The sequence below is a fragment of the Bacillus sp. H1a genome, assembly GCF_000633475.1.
Classification (GTDB): Bacteria; Bacillota; Bacilli; order Bacillales; family Bacillaceae_G; genus Bacillus_A; species Bacillus_A paramycoides.
Map to the genome: position 1 here is coordinate 19,344 of NZ_AYMH01000010.1, position 20,059 is coordinate 39,402.

Annotated in this window: 19 protein-coding genes and 1 other annotated feature; all 19 genes read right to left on the minus strand. The window is 37.1% G+C overall.

Going from position 1 to position 20,059, the window contains the following annotated elements; all coding sequences use genetic code 11:
* Positions 1–45 precede the first annotated feature (45 nt).
* The 19 genes from U860_RS0104010 to ccsA all read right to left on the minus strand — a co-directional run bounded on the left by U860_RS0104010 (position 46) and on the right by ccsA (position 20,059).
* Positions 46–906, minus strand: coding sequence for a M50 family metallopeptidase (locus U860_RS0104010; protein ID WP_002173616.1), 861 nt, complete (start codon positions 904–906; stop codon positions 46–48).
* Positions 899–1,645, minus strand: coding sequence for a M23 family metallopeptidase (locus U860_RS0104015; RefSeq protein WP_002173617.1), 747 nt, complete (start codon positions 1,643–1,645; stop codon positions 899–901). The genes U860_RS0104010 and U860_RS0104015 overlap by 8 nt, the downstream gene beginning before the upstream one ends.
* 133 nt (positions 1,646–1,778) lie before the next feature.
* Complete coding sequence (minD, locus tag U860_RS0104020) at positions 1,779–2,576, minus strand: septum site-determining protein MinD (protein WP_000503310.1); 798 nt, start codon at positions 2,574–2,576, stop codon at positions 1,779–1,781.
* Positions 2,577–2,578: 2 nt separating this feature from the next.
* Complete coding sequence (minC, locus tag U860_RS0104025; protein ID WP_025147490.1) at positions 2,579–3,265, minus strand: septum site-determining protein MinC; 687 nt, start codon at positions 3,263–3,265, stop codon at positions 2,579–2,581.
* Positions 3,266–3,300: 35 nt separating this feature from the next.
* Positions 3,301–3,846, minus strand: a complete 546-nt coding sequence (gene mreD, locus U860_RS0104030) for a rod shape-determining protein MreD (protein WP_025147491.1) — start codon at positions 3,844–3,846, stop codon at positions 3,301–3,303.
* Positions 3,847–3,860: 14 nt separating this feature from the next.
* Positions 3,861–4,712: a rod shape-determining protein MreC gene (mreC, locus tag U860_RS0104035; protein WP_025147492.1), complete on the minus strand. Its 852-nt coding sequence runs from the start codon at positions 4,710–4,712 to the stop codon at positions 3,861–3,863.
* Positions 4,713–4,753: 41 nt separating this feature from the next.
* Positions 4,754–5,773 (minus strand): cell shape-determining protein MreB, encoded by a 1,020-nt coding sequence (gene mreB / locus U860_RS0104040; RefSeq protein WP_000466737.1) that lies wholly within the window; start codon positions 5,771–5,773, stop codon positions 4,754–4,756.
* Between the two features lie 157 nt (positions 5,774–5,930).
* On the minus strand, positions 5,931–6,608 hold the full coding sequence (radC, locus tag U860_RS0104045; protein ID WP_025147493.1) for a DNA repair protein RadC: 678 nt from the start codon (positions 6,606–6,608) through the stop codon (positions 5,931–5,933).
* Between the two features lie 49 nt (positions 6,609–6,657).
* On the minus strand, positions 6,658–7,233 hold the full coding sequence (locus U860_RS0104050) for a nucleoside triphosphate pyrophosphatase (protein WP_025147494.1): 576 nt from the start codon (positions 7,231–7,233) through the stop codon (positions 6,658–6,660).
* Positions 7,234–7,451: 218 nt separating this feature from the next.
* Positions 7,452–8,414, minus strand: coding sequence for a hypothetical protein (locus tag U860_RS0104055; RefSeq protein WP_025147495.1), 963 nt, complete (start codon positions 8,412–8,414; stop codon positions 7,452–7,454).
* Positions 8,415–8,578: 164 nt separating this feature from the next.
* Positions 8,579–9,880, minus strand: a complete 1,302-nt coding sequence (locus tag U860_RS0104060; RefSeq protein ID WP_025147496.1) for a folylpolyglutamate synthase/dihydrofolate synthase family protein — start codon at positions 9,878–9,880, stop codon at positions 8,579–8,581.
* A 94-nt stretch (positions 9,881–9,974) separates the two neighbouring features.
* A complete protein-coding gene (locus U860_RS0104065; protein WP_025147497.1) occupies positions 9,975–12,620 on the minus strand; it encodes a valine--tRNA ligase in 2,646 nt (881 codons plus the stop codon).
* Between the two features lie 38 nt (positions 12,621–12,658).
* Positions 12,659–12,890 (minus strand) — a binding site (T-box leader).
* A 121-nt stretch (positions 12,891–13,011) separates the two neighbouring features.
* Positions 13,012–14,037, minus strand: coding sequence for a spore coat protein YsxE (gene ysxE / locus U860_RS0104070; protein WP_025147498.1), 1,026 nt, complete (start codon positions 14,035–14,037; stop codon positions 13,012–13,014).
* Positions 14,038–14,109: 72 nt separating this feature from the next.
* Positions 14,110–15,132, minus strand: coding sequence for a stage VI sporulation protein D (gene spoVID, locus U860_RS0104075; protein ID WP_115610286.1), 1,023 nt, complete (start codon positions 15,130–15,132; stop codon positions 14,110–14,112).
* A gap of 79 nt (positions 15,133–15,211) precedes the next feature.
* On the minus strand, positions 15,212–16,501 hold the full coding sequence (gene hemL, locus U860_RS0104080; RefSeq protein ID WP_002173628.1) for a glutamate-1-semialdehyde 2,1-aminomutase: 1,290 nt from the start codon (positions 16,499–16,501) through the stop codon (positions 15,212–15,214).
* Positions 16,501–17,490, minus strand: coding sequence for a porphobilinogen synthase (gene hemB / locus U860_RS0104085; protein WP_002173629.1), 990 nt, complete (start codon positions 17,488–17,490; stop codon positions 16,501–16,503). The genes hemL and hemB overlap by 1 nt, the downstream gene beginning before the upstream one ends.
* A 29-nt stretch (positions 17,491–17,519) precedes the next feature.
* Positions 17,520–18,278 (minus strand): uroporphyrinogen-III synthase, encoded by a 759-nt coding sequence (hemD, locus tag U860_RS0104090; protein WP_025147500.1) that lies wholly within the window; start codon positions 18,276–18,278, stop codon positions 17,520–17,522.
* Positions 18,279–18,280: 2 nt separating this feature from the next.
* Positions 18,281–19,210, minus strand: coding sequence for a hydroxymethylbilane synthase (gene hemC / locus U860_RS0104095; RefSeq protein ID WP_025147501.1), 930 nt, complete (start codon positions 19,208–19,210; stop codon positions 18,281–18,283).
* A 15-nt stretch (positions 19,211–19,225) separates the two neighbouring features.
* A complete protein-coding gene (ccsA, locus tag U860_RS0104100) occupies positions 19,226–20,059 on the minus strand; it encodes a cytochrome c biogenesis protein CcsA (RefSeq protein ID WP_002173632.1) in 834 nt (277 codons plus the stop codon).

The following is a 20,059-nucleotide window of genomic DNA, read 5'->3' on the forward strand; positions in this document are numbered from 1 at the left end:
CACTTCTTTTCCTTACAATATAAAAGGTTAGTGTCGTCGTCAACACTAACCAATTAATTCTTCAACAGATGAGGTTGTTCTTTTTTCAGCAAAATACGCATACAGCAACTCATTTTCATCCAATGTGTAGTGCTCTTTATATTTTCCATGAACGATAATAGAGTGCTTATATCCTCTGCGAAATTTTGTGAAAATCGTATATAAACGATCTTCTGTTTTCACCTCAATAGGTGCAATCTTTTCAATATCTCTTTTATTCCCATAATAACGTTCTAATAAAAAGCGCATAAATGCGTACCTTCTTTGTTTCCATTCTTGATATAAAGAAATCGCTAGAAAAACGAGTAATACCCACATCATAATGTTATTACTATTCCAAAGTAACTGCCATCCTAATATTACACTAAAAAAAACACATGACAATTTCATCATCTTTTCATGTGCTTGTAAATAAGGGAAACGATATGATAATACATTAAATAATACTTTCCCACCATCAAGTGGCCAAATAGGCAATAAATTAAAACCTAAAATGACAACATTATTCCATACAAAGAAATGATACAAATCATTAGTTACCCAGCCCGCTTGATACAAAATATAAGCAACCGCAATCATCCATACATGCTGAATTGGCCCAGCTATAACGACAATTAATTCTTCTTTTAATGATTTGTTCCCATGTTCTTCAAGCTCAGCTACGCCACCAAATGGCAAAAGCTGAATTTGTTTAATACGCCAATTATAATATGCCGCTGCAAAAGCATGCCCAAGTTCATGAACTAGAACGATACAAAATAATAATATTAACTCTTTAAAACGTGCCGTGAAAATGCCAATAACGATAATAACCCAAAACAATGGATGTACTGTAATTTTCGTTAAAACATCTCTATATTTAATCAAATGAAATCACCTGAATGGGATCGATAAATTTTTCATTCTTTTTTATCGCAAAGTAAAATTTACCGTTTTTATTATTTTCGTCACTATTCACCGTTCCGATTTTCTGTTTTTTTGAAACGTAATCATATAACTTCACTGACATATCGCTTAAATTTCCATACCACGATTCTGTACCGTCGGCATGTTGAATTTGAACTGTATTTCCAAGATCCTCTTTCTTGCCTGCAAAAATAACTACACCTTCATTTACTGACTCCACCGTTGCATTTGTAGCTGTTTGAACAAATACACCTTGGCCGTTTTTTTGAAATCCTTGCATCACCTTTCCAGAAGCAGGAATTGCATAATCTTTTTGCTGAATAGCCCCTTCTTTTTTCTCATTTGGAGAATAGAACACAAGAGGTTTTCCAAACTGCTTTTCATACCATTTCGATATAGTAGCAAATTGAAACTCTTCTTTCATAACCTTTTCTGTAACAGCTCTAGTACCATCAAAGGAAGGAGGAGCATTTTTAAATAAAATAGCGATTGAAAGAACTAATATTGCTGATAGCAAAACTTTGAAGAGAAAGACTTCTTTTCGAAATAGGGGATGAATTTCCTTTTCCCCTTCTTCAATAAATACCGTTTCGCTGTCAAAATCACCTCCAGCAAAATACTGCTCTTCCTCCATCCTTTCTTGCTCTGCTTTCCTTTTCGCAATCCGCTTTTTAATTTCTTCTACACGTCTATTCTTCATACTGTCTCCTTTCTTTAGTTAGCCTTATTCAAATAGAAACAGTTATATACAGTTTGTACATATGTATGAGCTACGGAAGAAAGATATTCATGCGAAGAAAAAAGAAAGCACTCCGCATATATGCGAAGTGCTTTTAACGGATTCCAAAGAAGTTTTTCATCTTTGTAAATACCGATACTTTTTCTTGTTCAAATGCTTGTAATGGTACATTCTCACCTAATAAACGTCTTGCAATATTACGATAAGCTAGCGCTGCTTTCCCACTAGGTTGCAGTGCTACAGGTTCACCTGTATTCGTAGCACGAATAACTTCATCATCATCCTCGACAACTCCAAGAAGCTCGATTGACAGTGTACGTACGATTTCATCTACATCTAACATATCTTGTTCATGAAGCATATGACTACGCACACGGTTAATAACAAGTTTCGGTGGTTCAATATCCTCTTTCTCTAAAAGCCCGATAATACGATCCGCATCACGCATTGAGGATACTTCTGGTGTTGTTACAACGATTGCTTTATCCGCACCCGCTACTGCATTTTTAAATCCCTGCTCAATCCCGGCAGGACAATCAATTAATATGTAATCATAATCTTGACGTAATACTTGTATTAATTCATCCATTTGTTCAGGTGTTACCGCCGATTTATCACTCGTTTGTGCTGCAGGTAATAAATATAGATCATCAAAACGCTTATCTTTAATAAGAGCCTGAGGTAAACGACAACGCCCTTCAACGACATCAACAAGATCAAATACAATACGATTTTCCAGCCCCATTACTACGTCTAAATTACGTAAACCGATATCTGTGTCAATTAAGCATACTTTCTTTCCAGATAACGCTAAGGCTGTACCAATGTTCGCAGACGTTGTAGTTTTACCTACTCCGCCTTTTCCAGATGTAATTACTATTGCCTCTCCCACAGCTATACAATTCCCCTTTCTAACTTTGTTAAATTAGGTCTAAGATGAGTGAGAAGTTGCAGGCGATCGACAACAATGTGATTGTTCTCATTAATATACGCACATTCCGCCGCCTCAGCTCCGACTTCTTTCTCTTCCGGAGCCCGCATTGCCACATCACTAATTCGGAGTTGCATAGGATTCATAATAGATGCAGCAATAACAGCTTCTGAATCTCCATTATACCCAGCATGTGCAATCCCTCTTAATGATCCCACAATAAAAATATTCCCCCCAGCGATAACCGTTCCGCCTGGATTAACATCCCCAATTAATAATAAATTTCCTTTTACATGTAACACTTGTCCAGAGCGAACAATTTTAGAAATAGGGACAATTTCTGTTTCTTCTTTCCAAGCTATTGCTTCCGCTTTTGTTATAACATCACTTTCAATAGAATCCACAACAAGGTTCTTCTTATTGCGAATTAACGTACGAATCTCTTCTTGTTGAACTTCTGTTAAATAACGATTTCCTACTTTAACATGCACTTCAATTAAAGAGCGTCCGTCACCATCATAGTAATGTGTAGAAAGCTTTTCGTCCAATTCTTTCAGTAATTCTGAGAATGAACAGCAATCATCTAAATGAAGCGTTATTCCATCTTTCGTCCCTTTTATCGTTACATTTTGTTGCTTTTTTTCTTCCACTAAAGTTCACCCCACCGATTCAATTCGACATAAAATTAGAAAATCCTTTTTTCTTTTTCTTCCATCGCTTTTGAAAGACGCACTAAATATCGTCTCAGTGGGAAACAAACTATTAATAAGAAAATTCCATTTAGCAATAAAGTAGCAAGGAGACGATCGGTGAAAAAGACATGCGCCGACATATGAGTACGTCCTAACAAAGTTAAAAATCCATACACATAGTACTCTAATGCTGCAATACCAGCTAATACGATAGAAACAACAATAAATAAATTCAATTGTAATACCTTCATCGCACTATAAACTAAGTAAGCTAAAATTGGATAAGCAAATATATATATACCGACAAGCTCTGTGTATACGGTATCAAATAAAAAACCAAACAATAGTCCGTAGTAAATCCCTTGGACCGGACTATAGTACACTGTAATAAAACAGAGCACAATTATAAAGAAATGCGGTGCTGCTATACTACCTTTCCAAAAAACCTCTGTTGGAACAACAGTAGCAAACATATTTTCAAATAAAAAAACAAAAAGGAGCAAAAGAGGAAGAGCTGCTCTTTTTAAAATCTTCATCATCTCTTCTTCCCCTCCTATTCTAACGGCGCTGTAGGCGTAGCGCGTTTGGCAACCGTAATATGCTCTACGTCATTTAAATCAGCAGCAGGTTTTACATAAGCTGTTTTTGTTAAACCGTATGGATCTGGCTGAACATCAACGATCTTCCCAATTACAAGACCTTTCGGGAAAATATCACCAAGTCCAGATGTTACAACTAGTTGATCTTTTGCTACTGGTGCATCAGAGCCAATCTTTGTGAAAAGAAGTAATTGTTTTTCTTTATCATAACCTTCAATCAATCCAAAGATTTTTTCTTGTCCTTGTACAATAGCAGAAACACGGTTTGTTCGGCTCATAGAACTTAACAACTCTACTGACGATGTAAACTGCGATACACTTTTCACTCGTCCAACTAAACCTTGTGAAGTGATTACAGCCATATCTTTTTTAATTCCTTGCTGTGCCCCTTTATCAATTCCAATTAAATCGTACCATTTATCTGGATTACGAGAAACAACAGTAGCTGGAATTTCAGTATAATCGCTATTCAACTCTTTTTTACCCGTTAACTCTTGTAATTTCTTTTTATCATCTTCTAATTGCTTTACGTCACTTGATAACTTTGCATAGTTATCTAATTTTGCTTTTAATTCTTTATTCTCTTCATACGTGCGCTTTACATCTTCTACGTTTTCGAAGAATCCGGCAACATAATTCGCTGGCTTTTGGAATACACGTTCTACAACACCGACAGTATCTTTAATAAACTGCTCTGGCCATGTTAAACTGTTCCGTTCTTTCAATGAGATTCCAATCAATGCCACGAGAAGAATAATACTAACTAACAAAACAATTAATCTTTTGTTTAAGAAAAACTGTGGCACGTTCACACCCTCTTAATTTCAGTGATTTTTATTTTGCAATATTATCGAGCAGCAGTTTTGAAAAGATCGATATTGTCTAATGCTTTACCCGTTCCAATTGCTACGCAATCTAATGGGTCCTCTGCAACAAGAACTGGCATATTTGTTTCTTCACTAATAACCTTATCCAAGTTACGAAGCAATGCTCCACCACCTGTTAATACAATACCACGGTCCATAATATCTGCCGCTAATTCAGGTGGAGTTTTCTCTAATGTATTTTTAACTGACTCTACAATCGCATCTACTGTATCTTTTAATGCATCTGCAATTTCTTCTGGTTGAATTAGTACTGTTTTTGGTAAACCACTTACTAAATCACGACCGCGAATTTCCATCGGCTCAATACCTTCTGGCTCGCCTGCAGAACCGATTTCTAATTTTAATGCTTCTGCAGTTCTTTCACCGATCATTAAGTTATAGCTTTTCTTAATGTACTGAATGATTGAATCATCCATATCATCACCAGCAACACGAACTGATTGACTTGTTACAATACCACCTAAAGAAATAATTGCAACTTCTGTTGTACCACCACCGATATCAACAACCATACTACCAGTTGGCTCCCAAACAGGTAAGTTCGCACCAATAGCTGCTGCAAATGGCTCTTCAATTGGATATGCATCACGAGCACCTGCTTGACGAGTCGCATCGATTACTGCACGTCTTTCTACAGCTGTAATACCAGATGGTACACATACCATTACATATGGTTTACGTGAGAAGAATCCATTTGATTTTTGAGCTTGTTGAATATAATATTTCATCATTGTTGCTGTTGTTTCGTAATCAGCAATTACACCGTCTTTCATAGGACGAAGTGCCACTACGTTTCCTGGTGTACGACCAATCATTTGTTTTGCATCGCTACCTACCGCAACGATTTGTTTCGTATCAGTTTGTAATGCTACTACTGAAGGTTCACGTAAAACTACACCTTTTCCTTTCACATATACAAGCGTGTTCGCTGTTCCTAAATCTATTCCAAGATCGCGAGTAAATCCACCAAATCCAAACATATCATCTATCTTCCCTTCTTATTTTCACGGACTCATTTTTCTTACTTTATATTTATAAAAACAGTACGTTTTTTATATTTGTATCCTTTTTATAGATAATTTTCTACAAAAAACTCATAAATCACATTATAAAACAAAATAAGTAAAAAGAATAGTCTTAAATATGACCTTTTTCCTTTAAACTCACGAATTTATGGTCACCTATTATGATATGATCAAGCACTTCAATTCCGATAATTCGACCACATTCTACTAATCGTTTTGTAACTTCAATATCTTCACGGCTCGGCGCCGGATCTCCTGAGGGATGGTTATGAAGACATATAATAGAGGCTGCTGCACGACGGAACGCTTCTTTAAAAACTTCCCTTGGGTGCACAATCGACGTATTTAAACTTCCGATAAAAATCGTTTGTCTATGTATAACTTGATTTTTCGTATTCAAATATAAACAAACAAAATGCTCCTGTTGTAAAAAACGCATTTCTTCCATCATATAGCTCGCACAATCTTCTGGACTTCGAATACTATATCTATTTTGATATTCTAAACGCACCATTCTTCTACCTAATTCAAAAGCAGACATAAGCTGCGACGCTTTTGCAATCCCAACACCATGAATGCTCATCAGCTCTTCTAACGTTGCATCTTTCAACATTCGTAAACCATCAAAATGATGTAAAATTTTATCTGATAATGCTAAAACTGTCTCTTCTTTAGAACCTGTTCTGAGTAAAACCGCAAGAAGCTCTCGATTTGATAAACTTCCAGCTCCTTCTAGCAATAAACGCTCCCGTGGCTGTTCCTCTTTCACAACATCACGAATACCGTTCATCTTTCCACCCCTTTTTTACGATTTCTCCCAAAGAAAACCCCATGCAATTTTACGCATGGGTTACATCGCTATCAAACTGTTTTAATTCACGAACAAGACGCGCAATTGGCAGTCCAACTACACTGTAGTAGTCCCCTTGAATATGTTGAACAAAAATAGCCCCTTTGCCTTGAATCCCATAGCTTCCTGCTTTATCAAGTGGTTCCTTCGATGCAACGTATACGTCAATTTCCTCTTCTGTTAATTCCCAAAATGTTACTTCTGTACGTTCATAAAAAGTTACCGTTTTCTCTTTTGATATAATTGCAACACCTGTGTATACTTCATGTGTTTTCCCCGATAATAATCGTAACATTTCTTTCGCCTCAGCCTCATTAGACGGCTTTCCAAGAATACGTGAATCATATGTAACAATTGTATCTGCACCTAGTACAACGTGATCACTATGATTTTCCGCCACGGCAGATGCTTTTTGCAAAGCAAGCGACATAACAATATCAGAAGGTGATGAATATGCACCAATCGTCTCTTCTACTTCACTAACAACAATTTCAAATGGCACATCAGCTAATTCAAGTAATTCCTTCCTCCGGGGTGATCCTGAAGCTAAAATAATTTTTCTCATATTTTCTCCTTCCTTTCTCATATGCAGCAGAACAATTCAAATCAATCGTATCAAAGGAATAGTTTCCCCACAAATTATAGAAATATCATTTTCTCTAAACAAAATAATGATTCTTTTTAAATACGATTATATTCTGCCATAAAGAAAGCACTTTGCTCTAAATTCAAAAGAAAAGAAAGAAGTATACATACTTCTTTCTCCTTCATCTCATTATCTTATTATTTTCCTTTTTGTGAAACCATTTTTTCGTACGAAAGTAATCCATCAATAATAACTTGATTTAATTTAGCTACAGATTCCTTATCGCTCTTTCCTTCCTTAATCGTTTGCATAGCCACAGATGTATACGTATAAAGCTTCTTCGCATCTTCACGCTTCATACTCTTCCCTTCCTTTTCAATGGCTTGCCATTCTTTTTCAATCGCCTCTACATCTTTTGAATTACTCTTTCCACTAGTTTGTACGGTGGACACATATTTTGTTAAATGAGTATATAATGGCTGCACTTTTGCTAAAAACCCACCTACTTCTTTATCATTTTTGAGTAATGCTTTATCTGTAATATCCCAATTCTTTTTCAAAACTGAAACGCCATCTTGCTTATACTGATCTATTAATTGATTAACTACCTGTTCATCACTCGCAACTCCAACAACTAGCGCATACTTATCACCACTTGGTTTCAAAGCAGCAATACCTCCATTACTTTTCCACTCTTCAAGAGCGGCCTGTCCCTTTTCTTCAGAAGAATAAAGCCCTCCTTGAACAAAAAATAATTTCATTGGTTCTAATGAAGCACCTACCTGCGCTTTTTGTTTTTCATCTCTTGGTTCTGCTGTTGGTTCTGTCGTTCCGCCCACCTTTTTTTCCTCATTCCCCATCTGCTTCGAAGTTGTTGCCGTACTTTCTCCTGTTGTCCCTTGTCCCGTTAGCAAATGAAGCATCCCCATTCCAAATGCCGTACCAATAATAATTGCAGTTGCAACTATTACGATTAGTGTATTACTCCATTTCTTTCGGTATTTTCCCATATGCGCTGCCTTCGCTTTTTGAAACGGCACGACATTTTGCGGTCTTTCACTTTCTACTACCATCCATTCAAACTCATCTTTCTTCTTTTCCTCATACTTCGCTTCTGTTCCATTTACTTTCACCGAGATTGTTCGTGATTGCTTGTCCATACACTCACACCTCACCTCTTATCGTTGTCCGCATCATATCATATTCATTTCACAAAAAAACGAGATATTTGTCAGAGGAATTCGCCAAATTACCCTATATAATTATCTTATATGTATGCATTTGACTTCATTTGTAGAACAAAAAACTAGATAGCAAATACTATCTAGTTTTTCTTGCGAATATATTTTCGAACTTCAGAAATGAAATATAGAGAACCTGTTATAATGAAGACATCATTTTCTCCTATCATTTCAATCTTCGTATCAATTGCCTCTTTCCAATCCTCAAAAATTAATTTTGATTCTTTTTGTGAATACGATGCAAGTTTGTCAGCAGAAATGGCACGATCAAAAGCGAATGTTGTAAAAATAATTTCATCTGCAATTGTTTCTAATTGTCCTACCATGTTATGCAATTGTTTGTCACCAAGAGCAGTAAATAAAACTATTACATTTTTATCTTTGTAATGTGACGATACGGTTTTCACAAGACTTTCAATACCTTCCGGATTATGAGCACCATCAATAATAACGTCCGGATTACTTTGTAACTTTTCAAATCGACCAATCCAGTACGCTTCTTGTAATCCAGCTTTCATTTCCTCTTCATTAATTAAAAATGATAAATATGTCCTTAAATACATCACTGCCATAAGCGCTACTGCAACATTTCCTACTTGATGACTCCCTTTCATTGAAATCCGAACATCTTCAAATGAGGCGAATGGACAAGAAAAATCAAAATGTTCCCCATCTTCATTAGAATGTTTATGTAGTGATGTAAACTGTTTGCCAAGTTCATATACGTTTGCATGATTTTCCTTCGCAACTCTTTGAATTACTTGCAACGCTTCTTCATCTTGCACACCAGTAATAACCGGTACACCAGACTTAATAATCCCTGCTTTTTCATATGCAATTTCTCCTAGTGTATTTCCTAAAATATGCATATGATCGTGACCGATATTCGTAATAATCGTGAGAACAGGATGAATAACATTTGTAGAATCAAATCTTCCCCCAAGTCCCGTTTCAAATAAAACAACATCACAGAAATTAACTTTACCGAAATAACAAATTGCCATTACTGTAATAATTTCAAACTCTGTCGCTTCCCCTAAGTCCGTCTCATCTAATTTTTCAACGACTGGCTTTACCATATTTACAAGTTCCGCAATCTCTTCATCTGCAATCGGTGTGCCGTTTACACTTATACGTTCATTAAATGTTTCTATATAAGGAGATGTAAACGTTCCTACCTTATATTTTGCACCTTCTAACATGTAGCGCATATATGTTAAAGTTGAACCTTTTCCATTTGTGCCAGCAAGATGAACACATTTTATGTGACGCTCTGGATTTCCGAGCTCTTCTAGCATCCATCTCATTCTTTCTAATCCTGGTTTAATACCAAACTTCAATCGGCTATGAATCCATCCTATCGCTTCTTCGTATGTATGTATCACGTATGTTATTCCCCTTTCAAAAGACAACCTTCATAATTCTATTATACGCAAAGAAAAGAGACTCACCAATATAGTGAGTCTCTGAAAAACATTTTTATTTCTCTAGGTCAGCTAGACGTTGACGAACCGCTTCACGTTTTTCTAGATAATCTTGCTCTTTCGCACGCTCTCCGTCAATAACTGCTGCAGGAGCTTTCGCTACGAATCCTTGGTTTAAAAGTTTCTTCTGTACACGTTCTACTTCTTTATCGAACTTCTCAAGTTCTTTTTCAAGACGCGCTTTCTCTTCATCAAGATTGATAAGATCAGCTAACGGTAAGAATAACTCTGCACCTGATACGATTGCAGTCATCGCTTTTTCTGGCGCTTGTAAATCAGTTTTAATTGTTAATTCACTTGGATTACAGAAACGCTCAATGTAAGAGCTGTTTTTCGTAAGTTGAGCTAGTACCGCCTCGTCTTTTGCTTTAATTTGCATTTGAACTTTTTTACTCATTGGCGTATTTACTTCTGCACGGATGTTACGAACAGAGCGAATGATATCAACTAGAAGGTGCATTTCTGCTGCCGCCTCTTTATCTTGTAAATCTTCGCGAACTGTTGGCCATGCAGCTACTGTAATAGACTCACCTTCATGTGGTAAGTGTTGCCAAATTTTCTCTGTTACAAATGGCATGAATGGGTGTAATAGACGCATCGTTTGGTCTAGTACGTAAGCTAAAATAGAACGCGTTGTTTTCTTAGCCGCTTCATCTTCACCGTATAGTGGAAGCTTCGCCATTTCGATGTACCAGTCACAGAAATCATCCCAAATGAAGTTGTATAATGAACGACCAGCTTCACCGAACTCATATTTATCCATGTTACGTGTTACACTTTCAATCGTTTCATTTAAGCGAGTTAAAATCCACTTATCAGCAACTGATTTTTCACCAGTTAAATCGATTTCTTCATACTTCATATCATCCATGTTCATTAATACGAAACGTGATGCGTTCCAAATTTTATTAATGAAGTTCCAAGTAGATTCTACTTTTTCCATGCTGAAACGTAAATCTTGGCCTGGTGCACTTCCTGTTGATAGGAAGTAACGCATTGCATCTGCACCGTACTTCTCGATAACATCCATCGGGTCAATACCGTTACCAAGAGATTTACTCATTTTACGTCCTTGCTCATCACGAACTAAACCGTGAATTAATACATCTTTAAATGGACGCTCGCCTGTAAACTCTAAACCTTGGAAAATCATACGAGATACCCAGAAGAAGATAATGTCATAACCAGTTACTAAAGCATCTGTTGAATAGTAACGTTTAAAGTCTGCTGCATCTTCATTTGGCCAACCAAGTGTTGAGAACGGCCATAATGCTGAACTAAACCATGTATCAAGTACGTCATTATCTTGATTCCAGTTTTCAATATCTGCTGGCGCTTCTGTACCTACGTATACTTCACCAGTTTCTTTATGATACCAAGCTGGAATGCGGTGTCCCCACCATAATTGACGAGAAATACACCAGTCATGAATGTTTTCCATCCAGCGTAAGTATGTGTTTTCAAAACGTTCTGGTACGAACGTTACTTTTTCTTCTTCTTTTTGTTGAAGTTCTACCGCTTTTTCTGCAAGTGGAGCCATTTTTACGAACCATTGTGTTGATAAGTAAGGCTCAACAACTGCACCGCTACGCTCACTATGACCTACTGAGTGCATATGAGGCTCGATTTCTACTAATACGCCAGCTTCTTGTAAGTCTTTTACTAACTCTTTACGGCATTCGAAACGATCCATACCGTTGTACTTACCGGCTTTTTCGTTCATCGTTCCATCTTCGTTCATTACTAAAATACGTGGTAAGTCATGACGGTTACCTACTTCAAAGTCATTCGGGTCATGAGCTGGTGTAATTTTTACAACGCCTGTTCCGAAGTCTTTTTCTACGTATTCATCAGCAATAATCGGAATCTCACGGCCTACGATTGGAAGTGTAACTGTTTTTCCGATTAAATGTTTGTAACGATCATCTTCTGGATGTACTGCTACTGCTGTATCACCAAGCATCGTTTCTGGACGAGTTGTTGCAAGACGAATGTGACCAGAACCATCTGTTAACGGATAGTTCATATGGTAGAACGCACCTTGAACTTCTTTATGAATTACTTCAATATCAGAAAGAGCCGTGCGTGTTGCTGGGTCCCAGTTGATAATATATTCACCGCGGTAAATTAAGCCTTTTTCGTATAATTGAACGAATACTTTATTAACCGCATCAGATAAACCTTCATCTAATGTGAAACGTTCGCGAGAATAGTCTAGTCCTAAACCAACTTTCCCCCATTGTTGACGAATGTGAGAAGCGTACTCTTCTTTCCATTCCCAAGCTTTTTCAAGGAACTTCTCACGGCCAAGATCGTAACGTGAAATACCTTCTTCACGAAGTTTTCCTTCTACTTTCGCTTGTGTTGCGATACCAGCATGGTCCATTCCTGGAAGCCATAATACATCGTAACCTTGCATACGCTTTGTACGAGTTAAAATATCTTGAAGCGTCGTATCCCAAGCATGACCTAAGTGCAACTTACCAGTTACGTTTGGCGGTGGGATTACGATTGTATAAGGTTGTTTCTTTTCATCTCCTGTTGCTTCGAAATATTTGCCTTCAAGCCACCATTGATAAAGGCCTTCTTCAACGGACATATGATCATATTTAGTTGGTAAATTCTTTTCCGTGTTTGACATTATTTTCCCTCCTTAAAATAAAAAATGTCCCTCATCCAAAAAAGGACGAGGGACATCGCGGTACCACCTTTATTTACAAACAAATTCAGAATTTGCTTATACTCTTAATTTGATAACGGACAAATCCGTCTTTTCCTAATGAGAATCATTCCGTTCAGAAAAGATGCTCCAGGGCTACCTTCTAACATAACTATCTAGAGAATCTCCCAGCTAATGATTCCCCTCTCTGAAGACGTTTCATGTTATACTCTTCCCCTTCAATGCATTTATATGATTGTTAATTATTATATACAATAGTGTAAAAAACGAAACCTTATTCGTCAAGATAAATTTGAGACTACGACTTTTATCTCACAAAAAAGACAAGCAAAGAACTCCCTACTTATCTTCTTTATCCGTTCCCTTGCTGGGCAGCTTGTAATTGTGAAAGGAAATATTCTGTATTGCTAACGAGCCAATGCGATTGTTGCAGGCTTTTCACTCCGCGGAGCTCATTTTCTTCATTACGACTCTGTCTTCTTTTCGTATAAGACTCAATTTGCCGAATAAAATGCGATGGGTACGTCATATACGCAAACATAAGAAGTTGCTCCTCTTTCGTAAACGGAAAATTTTTTTGATACATTTGATACCATTCAAAGCGGTCACTCCGTGCAATTGGATATGTGTTCAAAGATCTTGAATAAAAGCTAACGATATCTTGTACGGGTGTGGCAAACTGTGATTTTTCTAAACTAATAAAATAACCGTTTCGTTCATAATCAAATAAAAAATGGTTAAGCGATACATTTCCGTGAACGAAGGTAATACGTGTTTTTTCCTTTTCTTTCATTGCATCATGCCATTCATTTAATTGTTTCGTTGCGAACTCACGTGCTCTCATAACATGGTGATAATACGTACAATATTGTAATTCAAATGGAGACATATACCACTTCGCTTCAGATTCTACAAGAAACTCTTCTAACATCTCACCATCATTTTCCCAGCGATCCGATATATTCGTATAATGCTTTTCTAAATCTTCTTCTGTATAAGTCTCCTCTTTCACCGTTTTTTGATGCAACATTCCAAGTGTCTGGAACATTTTATGATATTGATCATTATCCTCGCCGTTTCCTTCTACACGTTCTAACCAAGGCATTAAATAATAACTATACGTCCCATCACTTAAAATATAGTTCCCGTCCGTCGCATGATATATAGGTACATAATTCGAAAAACCTTTCTCCTTCAAGTATTGAATGTGATGCAAAAAGTTATTCCGCTCTAATTTTCTATCTTGTATTCTCTTTAACGCATACGGACCTTGATTCGTATAAATTTTCATTACACTTCCGTGCTCTTCCATATGCTGAGTGTCCAATCTATATTGCCTCACAATGGGTTCATAGCGATTTCGTAATTCAATATCCATACGAATAACCCTTTCTTATTCAAAACATAGCTTCTAGGAAAAGAAAAGAGGTGAGTGAAAACACTCACTCACTTATTTCACCTTTGCTTTTGAAACAGGAATATATATAATTTGCCCTGTAGTTAAATATATATCTTCTGTTTGATTTATACGGTATAGGTTTTGTACAGACGTTTCGTAACGTTCTGCAACTGATTCAATTGTATCTCCTTCTTGTACGAAATACATTCTTAACTTCGTAAATTCTTCTTCTGGTTCTTTCGTAAATATTTTCGTTAAATAAAGTGCGTTTTCATCTCGCTGCGAGTAAGCTTCTTCCTCTTGCGCTTCCTGCTTTTTCGCTTTCTCTTTCTTAAAATCTTTTCTTCCGAACAATTCAAACTGTGGCGCTTTTTCTTGCTCCTCTTCACGCTCCACATTCTCAAACTCTTCGACTTCCTCTTCTTCTATTTCCTGCTCTTTTCTTTCTTCTAGCTGGAACGGTTCAAATGCGTAATCTTCCCATCCATCTGATTCTTTATAAGCTGATACTTCTTCAAGCTGCGCTGGTCTGTTTTCGTCCTCTATAACTGAAGTTTCCTCGGCTTCAACTTCCTCCATCTCGGCATACACCGGTTCTTCCTCTTCATACTCTTCTCTCTCTTCATCACATAAACCCGAAATGGATATATCCGCTAATAGTTGTAAGCAACCATGTTCCTTTAACTCATAATCAAATTCCTCGATTGATACATATAACTCTTCAATTACTTTTACTCGATTTCTTGGAATTGATATTTCGAGTGGAAAGGAATGGACAAGCTCATTAACCCCGTCTTCCCTTGTTTCTACATAATCAATTGCCTTTGCTGGTGATAGTTCCCTTAATGAATAAGCTGAATCATCTTGCCTTGCAACGTACTCTCCCGTTAAATCTAATTGCCCTCTCACGATAACTTCATGATCAAGCTCCTCTATCTCAACGTCTGGATCTAACGAAATTGACAAAAGTTCTTCGACTTCCTGTCCTTTTTGGAACCAAACAGATTCTTTTAACGAAAATCGTAATGAATGATCTGTTGCCACTTCTTTTCCCCCTCCCAAACTATATGTCATTACAGATTTATGTTTCTGAAGGCCACTTTATGAATAAAAAAAATCGCTCCCCTTATGGAGAGCGATTTTCTCTAAGAAATTATGCTTTTAATTTTGACATTGCAATTTCAGCCGCCGCAATTGTCGCTTCAATATCTGCATCACTATGTGCTGTCGATAAGAATAAACCTTCAAATTGAGAAGGTGGTAAAAATACACCTTGTTCTACCATTTCACGATAGTAAGCTGCAAAGAATTCTAAATTCGAAGATTTTGCTGCATCGTAATTGATTACAGGCTCATCTGTAAAGAAAATACCAATCATAGAGCCTGCGCGGTTAATATGATGAGGAATGCCATGTTTTTCAGCCGCTTTACGTAATCCAGCCTCTAACATTTCTGCTTTACGCTCAAATTCCACGTACGATTCTGGTGTTAACTGTACTAACGTTTCATAACCTGCTGCCATTGCAAGTGGATTACCTGATAATGTACCCGCTTGGTAAATCGGCCCGCTTGGCGCAACCTGACGCATAATTTCTGCTTTACCACCGTATGCTCCTACCGGTAAACCACCACCGATTACTTTACCTAAACAAGTTAAATCAGGTGTTACGCCGTAGTAACCTTGTCCACAGTTGTAAGCAACGCGGAATCCTGTCATTACTTCATCAAAAATAAGCAGTGAACCGTTTTGCTCTGTCACTTCACGAAGTCCTTCTAAAAATCCTGGTTGCGGAGGAACAACCCCCATATTCCCTGCCACTGGTTCTACAATTACACAAGCGATGTCATCACCGAATTGTTCGAAAGCATATTTTACACTTTCTAAATCGTTATACGCTACTGTAATCGTATTTTTCGCTACACCTTCTGGTACACCAGGGCTATCTGGTAAACCTAACGTCGCTACACCCGAACCTGCTTTAATTAATAAAGAATCACCATGACCGTGATAACAACCAATGAATTTCAAAATTTTGTTACGCCCTGTATAACCACGTGCTAAACGTAGCGCACTCATTGTCGCCTCTGTTCCAGAGTTAACCATACGTACAATCTCAATCGATGGCACGCGCTCAATAACAAGTTTTGCTAGTTTATTTTCAATTTCTGTTGGTGCACCAAAGCTTGTTCCTTTTTCAGCAACAGCTTTTAAAGCCTCAACAACACGATCGTTCGCATGACCATGAATTAAAGGTCCCCACGATAATACGTAATCGATGTATTCATTACCATCGATATCATATACTTTAGAGCCTTTTCCACGCTCCATAAACAACGGATTCATACCAACAGACTTAAAAGCACGAACAGGGCTATTTACGCCTCCAGGCATTAAGTCTTGTGCCTCTTCAAACGCCGCAATCGACTTATCAAATTTTTTCATTATTTAGCGCCTCCTTCTTGTAACCATCTTGCTGCATCTTTTGCATGATACGTAATAATTAAGTCTGCTCCTGCGCGCTTCATGCTTATTAATTTCTCTAATACAACTTCTTTTTCGTTAATCCAGCCATTTTGTGCTGCTGCTTTAATCATAGAATATTCACCACTTACATTGTAAGCTACGACTGGTAAGTTAAAGTTATTTTTCACATCACGAACAATATCTAAGTAAGAAAGAGCTGGTTTTACAATTAAGAAGTCGGCCCCTTCCATTACATCTGATTCTGCTTCACGGAATGCTTCCATACGATTTGCTGGGTCCATTTGATATGTTTTACGATCACCGAACTGCGGTGCACCATGTGCTGCATCACGGAACGGTCCGTAAAATGCTGATGAATATTTCACAGCGTACGACATAACTGGTACGTGTGAAAAACCATTTTCATCTAACGCGTGACGAATTGCCGTTACAAATCCATCCATCATATTAGATGGAGCAATAATGTCTGCTCCTGCTTTCGCTTGGCTTACAGCTGTTTTTGCAAGAACTGCAAGAGACTCATCATTTAAAATAACGCCATCTTCAATAACACCGCAATGACCATGGCTTGTGAATTGGCATAAACATGTATCTGCAACTACTACTAGCTCAGGGAACTCATCTTTAATTTGTTTAATTGCAAGCTGTACAATTCCATGCTCACAATATGCTGATGATCCAACTTCATCCTTTTCAGCAGGTAAACCAAATACAATAACAGAACGAATACCTAAATCAACAACTTCTTGCATTTCAGCTTGCAATAAATCTAAAGAGATTTGATATACGCCTGGCATAGAAGGAACTTCATTACGAGTATTTTCTCCTTCTAATACAAAAATAGGGTAAATAAAATCTTCTGTATGTAAAAAAGTTTCACGCACAAGCGCACGCATGCCCCCGCTTTGTCTTAAACGACGATGACGATTAAATTGTAAAGAATTCATAGATTTCTATCCCCATTCTTTTATTTTGATTATGCATGTAAAGTAGATTCACAAATGCATTGTATTAACGATTCTATTGTGTATTCTTCCGGTACGATAACATCTGAAAAATAGCTCCTTGCCTCTTTTGCTGTTATCGGTCCTATACAAGCAATTGTACATTTTTTTGTCCATTCTCTCCAGTTTGTACCCTCGAGTAAATGAACAAAACTATCAACAGTTGAAGGGCTCGTAAATGTAATAATATTTACTTTCCCTAATTTCAATGCAGTTATAAGCTCTTGCTTTTTCCCTACATTCGCTTTCGTACCGTATACGATTAGCTCATCTAGAAAAACACCAAACTCCCTTAACTTTACCGGGATTACATCTCTTGCTAAGTTCCCTTTCGGAAATAAAATGCGTTCGTTTCCACTTAACTCTTTTACAAACTCCTCTGCAAATGCCTCAGCGACAAATGACGATGGAATAAAATGAACTTCATAGCCTCTTTTTTCCAACTCTAATTTTGTTTTCACACCTACTGCAGCAATTTTAATAGCTAAAGGTATTTTCTTTCTCAAACCATCCAGAAAAAAAGTTACACCATTTTTACTCGTAAAAATAACCCAGTCATACGAATGTAGTTGCCTTGCTGCACGTTGAATTTGTTGCTGAGATGTGCCTTCCATACGCAAAAGCGGAATTTCCAATGGAATTCCGCTCCTTTCTTTCACCGCTACACTCATTTGTTTCGCTTGATGCTGGGCACGTGTAATCAATACTGTTTTGCCAGCGAGAGCATCCATATTTATTGTTGCTCCTTATTTGCAGCAAGGATGAGCTCTTTTGCTCCTTGTTTAATTAAACGGTCTGCAGCTTCTAATCCTACTTGCTCTGGATCAGTTCCTAATACTGTCTCTTTCAATAAAACAGAACCGTCCATAGAACCGACAAGCGCAGTTAATTCAATTGCATCATTTTCTTTAAGGGTTGCATATCCAGCGATTGGAACTTGGCATCCACCTTCAAGTTTATGAAGGAATACTCGCTCTGCTGCCACTGTTTTTTCTGTTACTGCATCATTAATATGTGATAATAACTCCAGTAAATCCTTATCGTCTTCACGACATTCAATCGCTAATGCACCTTGTCCTACGGCTGGTACACATAACGTTTCATCTAAATGTTCTGTAATAACTTCATCATCCCAGCCCATTCTCTGTAATCCAGCTGTCGCTAAAATAATTGCATCGTAATCTTCATCTTTCAACTTACGTAAGCGTGTATCGATGTTTCCACGAATCCACTTCACTTGTAAATCTGGTCTTGCAGCTAGTAGTTGTGCACTACGTCTCAAGCTACTCGTCCCTAATATCGCCCCTTCTGCTAAGTCTTTAAACGATTCTCCGTTTTTAGAAATAAAAGCATCACGAGGGTCAACGCGCTTTGGTGTACAACCAATCGTTAATCCTTCTGGCAGTACAGCCGGCATATCTTTCATACTATGTACAGCCATATCAATTTCTTTCGTCAGTAACGCATGTTCAATTTCTTTAACAAACAAACCTTTTCCGCCTACTTTTGAAAGAGTAACGTCTAAAATAACATCACCTTTTGTGACGATTTCTTTCACTTCAAATTCATATGGTAAACCAAGCGCTTTTAATTGATCGATAAACCAATTCGTTTGTGTTAATGCTAGTTTACTCTTTCGTGAACCTACAATAATTTTGCGCATAATTCTCTCTCCTCATTATAAATACCAAAAGTGGAAATTAGATAAACTGCTTAATAGAAAAATGTTAACTAGCATTACGAGAAATGCCCCGATATTCCACTGCACAATTTTCTTACCTTGCAACACATCTGCCGCTCGTAAATATAAGCCTGCACAATATGTAAATAGGACGACAAAAGACCCGATTACTTTCGTATCATACCAATGGAAATTATCCAACTTTGTATATCCCCATATGCACCCTAATATAATTGCTAATAAGAAAAACGGAACAGAAAATAAATTTAATCCGTAAGACATAGATTCAAGCTTCGGCAAATTTCCTAATCTTCTTAATCTCGCATTCCATTTTTTCTTTTTTAATAGCCGATATTGCAATAAATACATAATAGAAAAAATAAACGATACAGTAAACGTTGCATAAGAAATAATCGCCATACCGACATGCACGTATACAAGTTCTGACACTAATTGTTCTGCAAGTACTGGCGACATCTTTCCAAGCGGTGTAAAAATAGAAAAAGCGCTTACGCCAAATGCGACAACGTTTGTAAAAAAGACTAAAAAGTCAATTCGCATAAATCGATTAATGATTAATGACATCGTAATCAATAACCAAACATAAAAATAAATCCCTGATAATAAAGTTAAAATGGGATTCGTTTCTGAATCAGTAGCCCTAAGCAACATAAAAATAGACTGCAGAACCCATACAATCGAAAGTAACCAAAAAGCAAATCGATTCGCCTTTCGGTTACTTTGGAAATAATCTATAAAATATAAACTAATGCTACAAGCATATAAAATAATTGCAATATGATAAATAATACTGTTATTTAAAAAACTCAT

Coding starts and splice junctions, on each gene's coding strand:
- hemD (WP_025147500.1), bottom strand. CDS start 18,278: ATGGATGCTCTCGCTGGCAAAACAGTATTGATTACACGTGCCCAGCAT.
- spoVID (WP_115610286.1), bottom strand. CDS start 15,132: ATGACATATAGTTTGGGAGGGGGAAAAGAAGTGGCAACAGATCATTCA.
- radC (WP_025147493.1), bottom strand. CDS start 6,608: ATGAACGGTATTCGTGATGTTGTGAAAGAGGAACAGCCACGGGAGCGT.
- mreD (WP_025147491.1), bottom strand. CDS start 3,846: ATGATGAAGATTTTAAAAAGAGCAGCTCTTCCTCTTTTGCTCCTTTTT.
- ysxE (WP_025147498.1), bottom strand. CDS start 14,037: ATGGATATTGAATTACGAAATCGCTATGAACCCATTGTGAGGCAATAT.
- ccsA (WP_002173632.1), bottom strand. CDS start 20,059: ATGAGTTTTTTAAATAACAGTATTATTTATCATATTGCAATTATTTTA.
- hemB (WP_002173629.1), bottom strand. CDS start 17,490: ATGAATTCTTTACAATTTAATCGTCATCGTCGTTTAAGACAAAGCGGG.
- mreB (WP_000466737.1), bottom strand. CDS start 5,773: ATGTTTGGATTTGGTGGATTTACTCGCGATCTTGGAATAGATTTAGGA.
- hemC (WP_025147501.1), bottom strand. CDS start 19,210: ATGCGCAAAATTATTGTAGGTTCACGAAAGAGTAAACTAGCATTAACA.
- U860_RS0104050 (WP_025147494.1), bottom strand. CDS start 7,233: ATGAGAAAAATTATTTTAGCTTCAGGATCACCCCGGAGGAAGGAATTA.
- U860_RS0104065 (WP_025147497.1), bottom strand. CDS start 12,620: ATGTCAAACACGGAAAAGAATTTACCAACTAAATATGATCATATGTCC.
- U860_RS0104015 (WP_002173617.1), bottom strand. CDS start 1,645: ATGAAGAATAGACGTGTAGAAGAAATTAAAAAGCGGATTGCGAAAAGG.
- U860_RS0104055 (WP_025147495.1), bottom strand. CDS start 8,414: ATGGACAAGCAATCACGAACAATCTCGGTGAAAGTAAATGGAACAGAA.
- hemL (WP_002173628.1), bottom strand. CDS start 16,501: ATGAAAAAATTTGATAAGTCGATTGCGGCGTTTGAAGAGGCACAAGAC.